Annotated in this window: 11 protein-coding genes; 5 read left to right on the top strand and 6 right to left on the bottom strand. The window is 40.5% G+C overall.

What is annotated here, in order from left to right; translation table 11 throughout:
- Nucleotides 1-105: 105 nt before the first annotated feature.
- Nucleotides 106-1854, bottom strand: a complete 1749-nt coding sequence (locus tag EHQ16_RS10695) for an acyl-CoA dehydrogenase family protein (protein WP_135635729.1) — start codon at nt 1852-1854, stop codon at nt 106-108.
- Nucleotides 1855-1863: 9 nt separating this feature from the next.
- Nucleotides 1864-3861, bottom strand: coding sequence for an oxidoreductase (locus tag EHQ16_RS10700; RefSeq protein WP_135635727.1), 1998 nt, complete (start codon nt 3859-3861; stop codon nt 1864-1866).
- A gap of 127 nt (nt 3862-3988) precedes the next feature.
- Between EHQ16_RS10700 and EHQ16_RS10705 the strand changes: the two genes are divergently transcribed.
- Together EHQ16_RS10705 and EHQ16_RS10710 are read left to right on the top strand one after the other, a co-directional pair.
- Nucleotides 3989-4639 (top strand): TetR/AcrR family transcriptional regulator, encoded by a 651-nt coding sequence (locus tag EHQ16_RS10705; RefSeq protein WP_135635725.1) that lies wholly within the window; start codon nt 3989-3991, stop codon nt 4637-4639.
- 105 nt (nt 4640-4744) lie between these two features.
- The gene (locus EHQ16_RS10710; protein ID WP_135635723.1) at nt 4745-6208 is read left to right on the top strand and encodes a hypothetical protein; all 1464 of its coding nucleotides are present in this window, start codon (nt 4745-4747) and stop codon (nt 6206-6208) included.
- A 10-nt stretch (nt 6209-6218) separates the two neighbouring features.
- On the opposite strand, the gene EHQ16_RS10715 is transcribed toward EHQ16_RS10710, so the two are convergent.
- Together EHQ16_RS10715 and EHQ16_RS10720 are read right to left on the bottom strand one after the other, a co-directional pair.
- Nucleotides 6219-6878: a TetR/AcrR family transcriptional regulator gene (locus EHQ16_RS10715; RefSeq protein ID WP_135635721.1), complete on the bottom strand. Its 660-nt coding sequence runs from the start codon at nt 6876-6878 to the stop codon at nt 6219-6221.
- Nucleotides 6879-6971: 93 nt separating this feature from the next.
- The gene (locus tag EHQ16_RS10720) at nt 6972-9122 is read right to left on the bottom strand and encodes a neutral/alkaline ceramidase (protein WP_135635719.1); all 2151 of its coding nucleotides are present in this window, start codon (nt 9120-9122) and stop codon (nt 6972-6974) included.
- A 407-nt stretch (nt 9123-9529) separates the two neighbouring features.
- Between EHQ16_RS10720 and EHQ16_RS10725 the strand changes: the two genes are divergently transcribed.
- Complete coding sequence (locus EHQ16_RS10725; protein ID WP_135635717.1) at nt 9530-11632, top strand: glycoside hydrolase family 5 protein; 2103 nt, start codon at nt 9530-9532, stop codon at nt 11630-11632.
- Nucleotides 11633-11796: 164 nt separating this feature from the next.
- Here EHQ16_RS10725 and EHQ16_RS10730 read toward each other — a convergent pair whose 3' ends face one another.
- Nucleotides 11797-12633, bottom strand: coding sequence for an SDR family oxidoreductase (locus tag EHQ16_RS10730; protein ID WP_135635715.1), 837 nt, complete (start codon nt 12631-12633; stop codon nt 11797-11799).
- A 53-nt stretch (nt 12634-12686) separates the two neighbouring features.
- Nucleotides 12687-13460, bottom strand: a complete 774-nt coding sequence (locus EHQ16_RS10735) for a helix-turn-helix domain-containing protein (protein WP_135635713.1) — start codon at nt 13458-13460, stop codon at nt 12687-12689.
- A 258-nt stretch (nt 13461-13718) separates the two neighbouring features.
- On the opposite strand from EHQ16_RS10735, the gene EHQ16_RS10740 reads away from it, so the two are divergent.
- Complete coding sequence (locus EHQ16_RS10740) at nt 13719-14711, top strand: LLM class flavin-dependent oxidoreductase (RefSeq protein WP_135635711.1); 993 nt, start codon at nt 13719-13721, stop codon at nt 14709-14711.
- On the top strand, nt 14708-15736 hold the full coding sequence (locus EHQ16_RS10745; RefSeq protein WP_135635709.1) for an extracellular catalytic domain type 1 short-chain-length polyhydroxyalkanoate depolymerase: 1029 nt from the start codon (nt 14708-14710) through the stop codon (nt 15734-15736). The genes EHQ16_RS10740 and EHQ16_RS10745 overlap by 4 nt, the downstream gene beginning before the upstream one ends.
- Nucleotides 15737-15750: the final 14 nt, after the last annotated feature.

Below are 15750 nucleotides of genomic sequence, written 5' to 3' on the forward strand. Positions count from 1 at the left end.
AACAGGAATCAAAAAAAAAGGCCAGAGTCCAACAAAGACCCTGACCATTTTCCTCTTACATTTTGCCTACTGTAACATAGTAGGCGAACGACAATCTAATACTCTTTATCCGAAATTTTGAATTCGATACAAAGAAGATTGTGCAATGGCTGCACTATCGATCACAAATGCTCGACTATCTTTTTCCCATGAAAGTTTAGTTTTTGGGTCTGTGATTTTGGGAATTGATTTTTCGTATAACAAACTGCAGAGGTAACGAGCCATTTGGATCATTAGGTTTTCTGCAACTGTTTCTTTTCGAACATCTTCTTCAATGTCTCGCATCACTCGAATGGATTCTTCCAAAACTCTCTCTTGTTCCAACAAAAAGGAGGATGGTGAAGGAATCTCTGCTTTTAACGAATTAAGATACTTTCTGAAATTTCCATCTCCCGCCATACCTGCAAGGATGGCCCCTGTCGCAATTCGAACGTGGATTTGGCTTGTTCCTTCATAGATTGTATTGATACGAGAATCACGGAACATACGAGAGATATCATAATCTTCAGTATATCCGGCCCCACCAAATACCTGTACGGCGAGATTTGTACATTTATGTCCTTCTTCGGAACTATAATACTTGGCAATTGGAGTGAGAGTGGATGCAAGAGTTGACCAATACTTTACTTTTGTGTCTTTTCTAATCTCCCGATCATCCTTTCCTGATTTTTCCATTCGAATTTGGTGGTGTTGGTACATATCAATCACACGAGCTGTTTCCAAAGTAAGAAGTCGCATTGCATTGGTTTCTCGTTTGATTTTATGGATCATTTCTGCTACCGCAGGAATCTCACCAATGGCTTTTCCAAATTGTTTTCTTTCACCTGCATACTTTACACATTCATAATACGCAGCAGCTCCCCCACCACATCCACCGGAGGCACTGACTAAACGCATAAAGTTAGTCATACCCGCCGTATAACGAGTGAGACCAAGACCTTCTTCACCTAAAATTTCGCCATATGTGTTTTCATAAACAATCTCACATGTGGGAGAAGCATGGATCCCCATTTTTTTCTCGATACCCGCAACAAAAACATCTTCACTTTTTACAATGAATACAGAAAGTCCTCTGGCTCCACCCTCAGATTTTCCAGTGCGTGCTAAAGTGAGAAGGAGCGCAGGATGATCACCCAAACCACAACCTTGTGATATAAATCGTTTAGTTCCCGTTAAGCGGTAACTCCCATCTTCTTGTTTGACTGCATAAGTTCTTACATTATTAAGATCTGAACCATAATCAGGTTCTGTGAGAGACATAGCAAACAAACACTCACCATTGGCAGCCTTGGTAGCATAGGTTTCCACTTGTTCGGGAGTTCCAAACCGGTCTACAATTTGAGCTAAGTTGAGTAAGGTGGTTGTCATACAAAATGCAACATCGGCCCTTGCCATAAGCATGGCATACAGTGCACCAACAGTTGCCGGGAAAGCAAGACCACCCGCTTCTCTGGAAAGGGAATACGCCATAAGGCCGGTGTTCCGAAATTTTTCGTAGATCTCTACTGTTTCTTTGGGAAAAATCACCTTTCCATTGGAATACTTCAATTCATTTCGATCCATAGTTTGGGATTTTTGCGAGACATCGTTTCCAAAAAAATCACCCATTGCATCCAAACTCGAAGTGTATAATTCGATAGCTTCTTCTTTAGTGGAAGGAGCCATTTCGTAACGAGGGTTATTTGTTTTTACAAATATTTGGTGGTCGAAAAAACCTTCCCCTTCGGTTTCCTTAATGATGGAATCCCAATCAAGAAGTTGGTTAAAAATTGTTTGTAAATCTTCGTCTTCTGAAAAATAGTTATTTGCGATCATATTTATCTCCTAATGAATGCTATGTGCTGCTTCTAAACCTTCTAAAAATGCTCTTTTGGCATCAATGTTCCTTGGATCCTTTGCCCCACCAATCACGATGGTTTGTTTGTTTGGGTATTTGGCTTGGAATTCTTCTAGAACGGAATTTTCTTTTTCCTGACCAACACACAAAACTAGAGAATCACAAGGATACAAAAATTCTTCTCCGTTTTTTAGTTCTACTTTTAATCCCTCTTTTGTCACTTCTTTGTATGTGAGTCCATGATAGAACTCAACTCCCACAGACTCTAACTCTTGTTTGAGTGCCCAAAACGTTGTCGGCCCAAGACCAGCTCCATGTTTTCCATTCCTACGAAACACGGCAACATCTCGGTGTGCTTTTTCTTTTTGAACCACAGCATTGGTAAAGGAACTGATATTGTATTTTTTATCATAGGAGTTTAAAGTAGGATCGTCTTCTTCCGTCAATCTATGTGCTACGTCCACACCAATCCCTCCTCCCCCAATCACTGCCACACGTTTTCCTGGTTTGAATTTTCCTGTGAGATAATCAGTATAATTTCCAGACGGAAGATTTTCTAGTCCTTTTAGAGAAAACTCACGTGGTTTCACACCACTTGCAAAAATGGTAACATCCGGATTTTCTGTTTCTAACAATGTTAAGGTTGCATCTGTGTTCAAACGAATGTTTACACCGAGGGCAGGAAGTTCATTGGAAAAATAACGAATGGTTTCTTTAAACTCTGATTTACCTGGAATGTTGGAAGCCAATTGGAATTGACCACCAAGTACATTTGCTTTTTCTACAAGAGTGACTTTGTGTCCGAGACTCGCACTCGCACGTGCCGCTTCAAGCCCCGCAGGTCCCGTTCCAATCACGAGGACTTTTTTTGGATCCTTTGTTTTTGGTTTTGTAAATTCCAATTCATGTACCGCTTCTGGATTCACAATACAAGAAACAAATTTTTCTTGGAAGGCATGATCAAGACAGGCTTGGTTACAGGCCACACAAGTGTTGATTCGGTTTGACATTCCCTCTTGGAATTTTTTAACAATGGATGCATCTGCAAGGAATGGCCTTGCCATCGAAATGATATCGGCTTTATTTTCATCAAAAACCTTTTGCATCGTGATGGGATCATTCACTCGGTTTGAAGCAATGATAGGAACTCCCGGTGTGTTCTCTTTGATACGACTGGCAATGGGGATCCAAGCCCCTCTGGGAACTAATTGGCTAATAGTGGGGATTCTTGATTCATGCCAACCAATTCCAATATTTAAAGCAGATACTTTTTCATATCGCAAAACCTGCGCTAGTCGAATGACTTCTTCAAAACTTGGATTTCCTGGGATCAGATCAATCCCCGACATACGAAAGATCACAGGGAAACCTTCGGGGAGTTGTTTTTTAACTGCTCGCAGAACCTCAATGGATAAATTCATCCTCCGTTCTGCATCCCCACCAAAATAATCATCTCTATGATTTGTCACAGGAGAGAAAAACTGATTGAGAAGATAACCTTCACTCCCCATAATTTCTACAGCCCCAAACCCAGATTCTTTGGCGAGTTTTGCCGCTACTCCGAAGTCTTCGATGGTTTTCCAACATTCATCTTCTGTAAGGGCTTTTGGCACATAACGATTGATTGGTGCACGGATTGCCGAAGGAGCCACACAATTTCTATCAGCAGCATATCGCCCTGCGTGAAAAAGCTGCGCACACATGGTTCCTTTTCCTAGGAGCAGTTCGTTCATTCGTTTTAACTCTTTGGCATGTTCTGGATTTTGGATGTTAAAAAATGTCCGAGAACCTTTTCCCTCTTCATTCACACTAATCCCACCAGTAACAATGAGAGAAACTCCACCTTCGAACCGTTTGCCATAAAAAGCCGCCATCCTTTCGGCAGTTCCGGTTTCTCCTTCCACACCGAGGTGCATGGATCCCATAATAAAACGATTGGGGAGAGTTAAGTTTCCAATGGAAATAGGTGAAAATGCTGTATTCATACTCGTAAAAATCCTTAGATCTGAATAATTTACCATTGGTAATATAATTAAGAATCACGACAAGCCGTAAATTTACCACCGGTAATTAACACTAGTCACTAAAAGAGTCTGCGATAGAATTGGGGAAATGGCGGTTTCGAAAAAAAAACTTACTCCCAAAAAACTAAAAACGGCGGGCCGCCCTTCCAAAGAAAATGGTGTCAATGTCCGCGAGGCTCTCATCCAAGCAGGGGTAGAACTACTCGAAAATACTTCTCTAGAAGATATTTCCCTTCGCAAAGTAGCGGCAAAAGCTGGGGTGAGTCATGTCGCCAGTTACCATCACTTTGAAAATAAAAATGCTCTCTTTTCCGCAATTGCGGAAATTGGATTCCAAAAGTATTTTGAAACTTACCAAAAAGAATTAGAAAAAACAGACCAAGACTTCAAAGGAAGATACCGTGCTCTTGGATGGACTTATTTTCAATTCATCATGGCCAACAGGCAGTTCGCAAGGATTATGTTTGGTGGGATGGGTGTGGATCTTAAAAACCATCCAACACTTTCTGGTGTATCAAGAAGAACCTATCGTCAGTTACATGAAATCATTCGAATGGGCCAAAGGCTCGGGTTTTTGGAACAGGGAAAAACAAGAGAAAAAACTTTAGCTTCTTGGGCGATGATCCACGGGATTGCCATGTTGTTTTTAGAAGGTAGGTTGCAGATGAAAAACGATCCAAAAGAGATGGAAAATTTCATCCAAACGGTCACAGAGTACGCATATATCGGAATGAAATAAATTCGCCTAGATTCCAAGAAAACTTTGGAAATTTATTGCCTAATAACCAATCACAGATATCATACTGACTCATCTGTGATGCGAAAATATATAAAACCTTTCCAAATGAACCTAATCTTAGTTTTTGTTCTTATATTTGTTCAATTCCATTGTTTGTTGAATCCGATTGTTCGGGAAATTTTAGATTTAGATCCCTCCAAAAAGAAGAACAACCTTCTCCAGTTAAGTATCCTTCTTGGTTTGTATGGGGGCCCTTCCGCCACCATCACTCCGTCTGTTGGTTTTGTCATTCTCGCTGATACAAAAATCCGTGTGGTCTTCAATCGGAGTATGAATCCCACTTCTCTCACTGCCATTCTAGGAATTCCTCTCAACCAAACTTGGTCAGATACCTTCGTGGCCAATGATACTGTTGTTCTTTCTGGTTCCCTCCCTGTAGGAAAAAACAGTTTCCAGTTGGATGGGAGTGACTCGAATGGATTTCGTTTAGCAACCGTTACAGGAACTTATACGATCCTTGCTGCCAATACAAATTTATACTATGTTAGCCCCTCTGGCAATAATGGTAATCCAGGAACCACACCAGGAAGTGCCAAACTAACAATTCCTTCTGCCATCACAGGAGCAACCGCTCCCGCAGCCATTTTGGTCTCCGAAGGTAACTATCTTGTGGACAGTGGTCTCGGAACTCAAGTGAACTTGGTAAATAATGTTTCGTTATACGGTGGGTTTAGTTCTGATTTTTTAAATCGGATTTCAAATTTATACATAACAAAAATTGAGGATACAACAGTATCTGTGGTTCCCGATTCTCTCACAATCAGTGCAGGCGGCACAATCACATCCTCTACCATTTTGGATGGATTTACGATACGAGGATCATCGAATCCAAATGCCACCGCAGGAACCTCCATGGCGATCTATTGTTTTTCTGGTTCACCGACAATCACAAACAACCGTGTGGAAGCTGGCTCAAACATTAACGGAAATTCGGTGGGTATACTCTTAGAGTCATCTTCTGCAAATATAGCAAACAATACGATACATGGTGGAGTTTCGACTACCCAATCTACTTTTGGAATCTCCGTTGGACTTAGTTCCTCACCAACCATTACAAGTAATGTCATTAATGGAGGAAATGCTCTAGATTCTGCTCATGGAATCTATAACACTCCCCATGCGAACACTCCGACCATCATAAACAACACAGTTGAGGGAGGCACGGGAAGTATTTCTTATGGGCTCAATTCTAGTTATCCTTCTAATTCCATAGTCACGGGAAACAGTTTTGATGGAGGAACGGGTAACACTAGTATGGCAATCTATCATGGTTTTGGCGCCGGTGATGTAAATGCCTACCAGCAGAATACACTTTTTACCACTGGCGGAACCAATCGGTATTGTTTTTATGAAGGTGGGGGAACCAATCCATTGAGTTTCAATGGAAACAGACTGTTTAATTGCCCCACAGCCCTATATTTTGATAACGCATCTACCTTCATTAACGATATTGGAACCATCAATGGAGGCACTGCTGGTGGTGCAAGTTTTACTGGTAACTACCAATAATAACACATTTCTATTTTGGTTTGCAGACTTCCGGGAGATAATTTTTTAAATACGAGATCGTAGCCTTTTTTGCTTCTCCCACCATCCAAGGTGTAAAGTCACCATAGGTTCGGTAAGAAAGTTTCAAAAGAGAATCTGCAATGGAAAATGCAACCGCAAAGATTGGATCTGTGTTTTCAAAGGTAGGTAGTTCGAACCGGTCCATCAGTCCCAGTTTGGCAAGGTTTGCTAGTTTTGCGTCTAACTCTTGGCCCACTTGGCGCATCTCAGGGTTACTCATTCGGTATCCATAAATCAAACGAGGAAAAGCAATTTCTTGATTTGTGACTTCCACGGCCACATCGATGGAACGTTCAATGTATTTTTCCCAAGAAGGAAAGGTTTCTCTTTTTAGTAATAAAGATTTTTCAATCAGGCTTTCGGAGTGTAACAATCGGATTCCATGGAAGATAGCTTCCACATTGGGAAAAAAATGATAAGCCGAAGGTCTAGGGATCTTTGCTTCTTTACAAATATCAGCAAAACTAATTTCTTCCGGAGATTTTTCCCTAAGGAATTCCAGAGCAATGGTTAACAAACGAGTGCGTCTACTCCTCCCTTGTTTGCTAGTGAACTTAAAGGGCCTAGAAGCGAGGTCAGGGGATAAGGATGCGTCGACCAATTTATCCATAGTACGAGCCTCTTAGGAAATGATCCCTAGTCAATCCCGTTGCAAAGAAAATACCTGACCTTTTTACAGGTCAGGCCAGTGATTGTTCAGATATTACTGCACGGTGAAATTATTTGTGACTCCTTGGTAAGCGCTGATGGCCCCTGTCCAACCACTTTTCCAATGGCCACGGTGGCGGATGCGGTAAGTTCCCGATGGGAAAGAACTCGTTTTCCAAGTGACGGTGACTTTGGAATAGGCAATCCCATCCCTTTGCCATTTGTAGGTAGTGGATGGATCATTGTCTCTTGCAACTACAGTCCAAGTGGATCCATTTTGTTTTTCTACATCCACAAAACTACTTCCGATGAGCATATTGTTTTTCGGATGAGCTCCCCAAAATACAGCGCTCACAGTAGCACCATTTGTATAGGAAGCAGCTGGTTGTGTGAAAACATTTCCAAAACTTTTAAAGAGAGGAATATCATCAAAGACAACACCCGTTTGAAATGTTGCTTGGTTGTTTGTTAGATCAGCAGGTGTAGGCCCAGCAGGGGAAACACTTCCATTTCGCAAAGCGCTTGCTAACTTACCAAATTCTTGTTCATAACCGAGAAGTGTGTTTGGTCCAAATTGAGTGGAAGCACCTTCATATTGTTGGGAAGAGTATTCTTCTCTGGTTGTCAGATAAGAAGTATACGAGTTAGAAAGACCGGCAATTACGGTGTATTCATTGGCCAAAACATTTTTCACAAGAGAACGAAGTCTTCGTCCAGCCATCGTTGATACTTCCGCAGGAATGGCAAGAATCGCTAAGTTACCAATTTTAATGATCTGCATAGGGATGACAGGAGGTGTCCAAGGATTCCCATCAAAACTAGCAACCCCTGTAGGAATGAGGACAGGTTTTTCGGCATGGCAAAGTTTGTAAGCTTCACTTGTAGAAGCTGGCCAAAGAACACCGAGTGCTCCTCCCAGAAAACTAGACTTAAACGCATCTGCAGAATTGGTATTCCAATCCAATGAATCAACGGTAGTCCCTTCATCAAAAAAATCAAGAGAGACAGCATTGTCTTCCACACTTCCCGCAGAAAAAGATGCCCCCATCCCTGCTTGGCAAGTTGTGGTTCCTACACTGCTCACATAAAGATTCGAAAAGTTAACAAACGTATGACGAAAGTCAACAGAACCTGAAAGTTGAGTTGTGGCAGAAGAATAAAGAGATTGGGCGCGGTTTAATTGTTTTTCTGCAATGATGTTTTGTCTCGCATAATCATTCACGCCATCCGCTGGGCCCCAAAGATTAGGCGTTACATCTCCTGAATTTGTTTGTGCAAATGCAGCCACAAAGGTTTGGTTTGCTGAATAATTAGTTCCTTTTGTTTTTTCAAAAAGATAAGAAGCGAGACCTTTGTTATCTCCACCGATGAGTTTGTTTGTAGGCCCAACGTTTGTTGGATGCACTGCAAACCAATTGAGCATACCTAACTCACGACCATCCGCCGCAACTAATTTTAAAAGAGTCATCGTTTGGTCTACGTTAGAAGAATAAAAATTCCTTTCTGCAACCGGGTTTTTATCATAAGCAGCCACAGAACGGTTTTTACTCGCATCTGTTAAATTTCCTTGGTTGATATAAACATTACCTGGAACTAAATTTTGATGGGCGAGTTTGATGGAACGATAAATTCCATCGACAATGACATCAAAGTTTTCTTTGATAAATCCAGAGGTAGTGGCGTTATATAAAAAATAATGAGAATACCCACCAGGCCCACTATGTGTATGTGTCGCGGAAAGAAGAACGTTCGCCTGATTGTAATAAGGTGACAGTTCTGCATCTAAGGCAATTTTTTTACTCACCGCTTGTTTGATGGATTGGAAAATCATCCCTAAGTCACCACTGACAAAAACCACTCGTTTGGATGCATCGCCAATGATATAGGCCCTTGACCAAAGGCGCATATAAATCCCTTCTGTTTTTTGCGCAGTTTCCGCAAAACCCATCATCCCTACTTCGGCAGCAGGACCCGTGATATCATAAATCCCTGCACCCACAAGATACGGCGACGAACCAAGAGAAGGCGCTACAGCCCGGCTCACACCGGAAGAACTGAATGCGGAACTAGAACTATCAGTAGCACTAGAATCCACCAAACCGAGGATTGGCGAAGGGGAAGATTTTTCGTCAGAACAAGTCAAAACGAAAAAACAACATACAATGGTAAAACCCAAGCGCACTCGGGATTCTCTTTTGGAATTCATATACTTTCTCCGAATCTAAATTTCTCAATCAAACGGTTTTTCGCATCCTCATGCACTGAGGGAACTAGATCAATTTCGGGATATTAGTCTAAACGATGTTAAAAATATGGCAAGTAAATTAATCGACAAATGTCGGTTTTTTGCAGACCAGTGTTCAGAATTTGGCTACAAAAGAGTGGAGATCTCCGCATAAATCTGACAATTAAAGCAGGAAATGGAGTTTATTTTCCTGAAATGGGAAAAAAGTAAGTCACTTTCTTTTTCCAGCGACTGTCCTTTTTCAGTGATGGGATTTCTAAATTCCATATCTATGGTAATTTAGTGTCATTTTTTAATCGACAACTGTCGACTAGTATGTAGCAAGTGACCGTATCTCCCAATCTCCAAAGGAAAGGGGGTGAGGTACTATGAAAATAAAATCGAAATCTCTATCCATTTGGTTGGCCCCTGCCATTCTATTCCTGACAGCGAGCTTTTGTGCTCCGACTAAAGAATCGTCGTCTACTTTCCTTCCCTTGCTATTGCCTAGTGATGGTTTGTCTTCGCAAACAAATAGAAATGGTACTTTTGCAGAAGTAAAGGCGCTTACTCTTGCCAACCCACTCCATCTTTTAGATTACAGCACTTCTTCAGGTGACAGAGAGATTTTTATTTCTGAAAAAACAAACAATGGGTTCACAGACCAAATCTTTGTGGATGGGTTTGGGCGTGAAGTGAGTTTTCGAGGATTCAATATCTCAGGAAATGTAAAACTGGCGCAACATGGATTCAAACCTTTTGCAAATGCATCCGATGCAGAAATTGCTTTTAGTCGGCTTGGCAAAACTACAGGATCAAATATCATTCGTTATACGATTGCTTGGGAAGGAGTCCATCCCGCGGTTGATACCATCGATTATAATTACTTAGATGCCATCATTGCACAAATGAAAAAAGCGACCGCCAAACGAATGTACATCCTTTTGGATTACCATGAAGATTTATTTTCACGCCATCTCTTTAATAAAAATTCTTGGCATACAGGTAATGGAGCCCCGGCTTGGATCACTAAAGGTGGAAGTTATCCTAAAGAATATTGTGGTATCATTTGTGCCAGTTGGAGCCAGAACAATTTAACTAACGAAGCGGTTCGGAGAGCCTTTCGTAATTTTTGGAACAACGCACCCTTATCTACAAGTCTTGGCTCAAGGAATATGCAAACTGAATTCCTTTGGCAAATTGGAAAAAGTTCTGCTTATATTAAAGAGAAACTGACTGCGGAAGAATTTTCTTATATTCTTGGCCTTGATCCATTTAACGAACCTGTAGATGGAGGTATGGAAGGGTTAACACCTGCACAATGGGATAACCAAAAACTTTGGCCTATGTATAAAAAAATCCGAACCATTCTAAACCAAAATGGTTGGGAAAACAAATGGGTGTTTGCAGAACCTCTTGTATTTTGGAATACAAACATTGGTTCGGCGATTGCACCTGCTACAGGAGGAGGCCATTTGTTATCCCCACCTGGCCCTGGTTTTGTTTTTAATTCTCATTTTTATGATGCCGGTCGTATGGGAACCGATCTCACAGGAATCGACAATGCTACCTATTTTAAATATTTAGATGAAATCAGAAAGGAATCTCGATACTTAAAAATCCCTGTTTTCCTTAGTGAATTTGGAATGTGGTTAAAAGGAACAGGTGCAAAAGACACACCTCGAATGATCAATGCCGTTTACCAGGCCATGGAAGTTTCGGATGGAAACCAAACTTCCAAATCTAGGTTTGCCGATTTTTACAATCCGATCGTTTCAGGAACACAATGGCACTGGGATTATTATTATAACAACCATGCAGAGTATATGAATGGAAATCCTTCCAAACTCGTCACAACAAAGGATGCATGGAATGAAGAAGACTTCTCTGTGGTTGGAAATTATGGAACCAGTTTTAACCTAAACAACCATGTGATCGAACGTGGGTATTTACGAAAGAGCCAAGGCCGATTGATGAGTAGTCATTACAATGCGGTTGGATCGGATACATGGAATAAAGTTTTTTCTTGGGCAGCCATCAAACCAGGAAATACAGAATCCAAATACTTTGCTGACAAAAGATTCCAATTGGTCATTTGGAAGGGAAGGTTTTCCGATGCGCCCACAGAAGTGTATCTTCCTTCTCACTTCGATCTTACCAAGGCTATCGTGATTTCGGAAAAAAGAATCTATAACCAATCGATACCAACCACTCCGAGCCAAGAAACAAACGAAGCCATTGTCATTCCCGATCGAAATCGAGAGACTGGTTCTGGAAACATTTTGCATATCTGGGATGATTTGGATGTAGAGGAAAATCCAAATTCTTCTTACCATTATGTTTTGATTGTGGATGGGGAGGGTACATCCTATTCCGCACAGACCTTACAAGAGATCCAATCAAAACTCAACACTCGGATTCTATTAGAACAAAAAAGTCCCATTTATTTAACAGGAAAAATGACTTATAGTGGATATCCCACCGAACAATAATTAGAGAATATTTTGATGGAATGACGAATACCTCACTCAATCTCAAAGTTCTATTGCAATCTCACTAGGATTTATTTTTCCTAGTGAGACCTTTACACCAAGCAAGAGACCCACTTTGTCAAATTTCGGGAGGTTTTCTCGAAAACTATGGTTCCAAAGGAAATTCAGATGATAGGTTGGGAAATTTTCCAAATCCCTGATTTGGCTGTTTCTTTCACATACGTATTAAAGTCTTTTGGTTTTCTTCCAAGTGCCAATTCCAAATCCTTCACTACCGATTCGTTTCTTCCATCAAGGACTGTACGAAACAAATAATCGATTAGCCAAAGCGCATCTTCAGGAAGACCAAACCCCTTTAAGGTTGTTATATAATCATCTAATGGAAGTTCTTCGATTGGAATGGATTGGTTTGTTGTTTCCGCTATCTTTAAAATAACATCCTGAAAACTTAAAAGTTCAGGGCCTGTCAATTCATACACCTTGTTACGATGTTTGTCTGTCACAAGTGATTCGAAAGCAAGATCGGCAAGGTCATCCAAATCCACAAATGGTTCCTTAACGGTTAACTTAGGTAACAATATCCTTCCTTCTAAGATTTGGTCTAGGAACATTCCTTCGCTAAAATTTTGTAAAAACCAACTCGAACGAAGGATGGTCCACTCCAATCCAGAGTTTTGTACAATTTGTTCGCAAGTCTCTGCTTCAGGTTCTCCCCTACCCGATAACAAAACAAGTCGGTTCACTTGGTTTGTTTGACACACTCCCACCAATGTTTGGATCGCACTGAGGGAAGAAGGAACTGCCAAATCCGGTTGGAAGCTGATGTAAACTTGATCGACTCCCTGGATGACGGTTTCCCAAAGCTCTGGTTTTTCCCAGTCAAAGGCCGGTGTTTCTTTTCTTGATCCCAATCGGACAGGATAACCCGCAGTTTTTAATTTGGATAGAATTCTTGATCCTGTTTTTCCGCTGGATCCGATGATTAATGTTTTTGGTTTCATGGATTCAGAATACAGGAAAACAAAAAATAAAAATTGGACAAACCCGACAGGGTTTAAATTTTTTCTCGGAAACGGAAAGGTTTTTGTTTGGTAAAAGATTTGAATTGGCGAATGAAATGGGACTGGTCAGCATATCCACTAACGTACGCTATGTCCGTTAACTTAGATTTGATCTCACCATTTAATTCATTTAAACTAGATTGGAAACGAATGATGCTAGAGAATTGTTTCGGAGTGAGGCCTACATAGTTTCGAAACCTTCTTTGTAAGGTTCTTTCCGAAAGTCCCAATTTCTTAGATAACTTTCCAATTTCACAATTTCCTTTTTCTTCTAAAATCTCTTCTATACAAATATGCAAAATAGGATCTGGACGAAACTTACTACCCTTTTTCATAATAAAAGTCATTAAGGCATCCATTGCTAGAGAAGAAGAAAATTTCTCTCTCGATAACTCAAAGTTAGGTTCTTCTATCCAATCAGACTGCGGGATTGTAAAACAAGAATTGGTCAGCTCCACTACAGGAATTCCTAACGATTCTTCCACCACAGCGGGGAAAAGTTGTGCCATCACAAAGAAAAATGGACCTTCCATTTGGATTCGAATGGGTTCGATGGTTTGTCCATAAACAAATACCGGATCCATGACTTTGGATTCAGATCCCACATAAACCGTAACAGGATTTTCTGAATGGAAAAATACAAGTCCAGGAAACCCATCTGCATAAAAGGGAAGATTTTGTTTTTCATTTGTATCTGATTCAAAAACAAATACAGATTGTATGAGTGACTTTACTTCTAAACTTAAATCAGGTTTCCAAACTTTCATTTTATCTTTATACAAACTATCTTAAGTATCAACATATAACCATGTAGTTTTTAGTTTTTCCAAGTCAGAAGGTTACAACCACTTTTGATTTCCAAAGCACTTAGACTTTTCATTCCGGATTTTAGTTGGATTTTTTTAGAAATTTAAAATTCAATCTTTCATTCAAATATAACAGTTGTATTTAAATTTTTAAGCAAAACATGATTTTATTTTTTTACACATTTACACCGGAGAGGCGAAAAAGGGAATGTGTTCTTAATGGCACAACTCTCAATTCTCGATTTAGTATTCATCAACGAAGGAAATACACCCAAAGACGCCTTAACAAATTCGGTGCGAGTGGCACAGGCTGCGGAGAATTTGGGTTACCACCGCATTTGGGTAGCCGAACATCACAACTTTCCTTCGATTGCAAGTGCTGCCACCTCAGTGGTCATCGGTCATTTAGCCGGTCATACAAAATCCATACGAATCGGTGCAGGTGGGATCATGTTACCGAATCATTCCCCACTTGTCATTGCAGAACAATTCGGAACCTTAGAAAGTTTATATCCAGGTAGGATTGATTTAGGTTTAGGACGTGCCCCTGGGACAGACCAACTCACCTTACGTGCGTTAAGACGAGATGCCATGAGTTCACAAACATTCCCTGAAGATGTAAAGGAACTTCTTTCCTATTTCGAAGATGATGGCAACCAATTACAAGTTCGTGCCATTCCAGGAACAGGAACTCATGTACCAGTTTGGATTTTAGGATCCAGTTTGTTTGGAGCACAACTTGCGGCAATGTTTGGTCTTCCCTACGCTTTTGCTTCACATTTTGCACCTGATGCCCTAATGGAAGCTATAACAATCTACAGAAAACAATTTAGACCTTCCAAGTATTTAGACAAACCATATGTGATGGTGGGAGTGAATGTGATCGCAGCAGAAACAGACAAGGAAGCAAATTTTTTATTCACAAGTTCTCAACAGTCCTTTACTCGTATACTCAGAAATAGACGAGGAACTTTTCCACCGCCAATTGACGACATAGAATCTTATTGGAGTCCTGAAGAAAAACAAATCGCCTCACGAATGTTATCCTATTCTGTTGTAGGTTCACCTGAAACTGTGAAAACTGGAATCACGAAAGTTTTAGAGGAAACAAAGGCAGATGAACTAATGACCGTGACTTCGGTTTATGACACTGATGCCAAAATCAAATCTTTAGAACTACTAGCAAAACTGCAACTTGAGGTTCTTCGATGAAATACAAATCCAAATTCCTATTATTTTCACCCTTAGTTCTCTTGGTTTTTTTTAACGTATCTTGTTCTAGGGGTTGGTTACGAAGTAAAATCCAGGAACGATTCCAAAAGAAAATGGAAGAAAAACCAGCTCCCGTCGCCTCTTCCGACCTAACAACAAAAATTGAAACTCCAGGTGATTATACATTTACCTTTTTACAAAACAAAATCCCGCGATATTATAAAGTGCACGTTCCTAAAACTTATTCACCAAACAAAGAAACACCATTATTATTAGTTTTACACGGCGGTGGTGGGGATATGGAAATCCAATCGAACGAAGATTATTACCATCAAATTTCCAAATCGGAAGAAAATGGCCATATCACCATCTTTCCCAATGGATATAGCAAATACAAATCGGGAAAAATTGCTACATGGAATGCAGGTAATTGTTGTGCGGAGGCTCGTGATAAAAATATCGATGATGTGGGTTTCATCAAAGAAATTCTAAATCATGCCAATAAACAACTGCAAATCGACAAAACGAAAGTGTATGCGACTGGAATGTCTAATGGAGCCATGATGTCATATCGTCTTGCCTGTGAAATGGCAGATCGATTTGCAGCCATCACTACTGTTGCCGGAACAGATAACACAATTAGTTGTAATCCCACAAAACCCATTTCCGTTTTACACATCCACGCCAAAGATGATGACAAAGTTTTATTTCATGGAGGGGCCGGAAACAGTTTCAGAGATAGATCCCTTGTGACGGATTTTGTTTCCGTTCCAAAAACTATTTCCAAATGGGTGAATTTGAATCAATGTAACCCAACACCCAAAAGAGTTTTAGAAGAACCTGGTGTGACTTGTGATGAATATAGTGAATGTAAAGCTGGAGCGAAAGTAAAACTTTGTGTCACAGAATCGGGAGGCCATTCTTGGCCTGGTGGCAAAAAACCTTCCTTTTTCTTTGGATCTGCCACTCCCTCCAAGGCAATCAAAGCCAATGATGCCATGTGGGAGTTTTTTAAAACAGAATAACTAGGTTGGATTCA

This window comes from Leptospira kanakyensis (genome assembly GCF_004769235.1).
In the GTDB taxonomy this organism is placed as follows: domain Bacteria; phylum Spirochaetota; class Leptospiria; order Leptospirales; family Leptospiraceae; genus Leptospira_A; species Leptospira_A kanakyensis.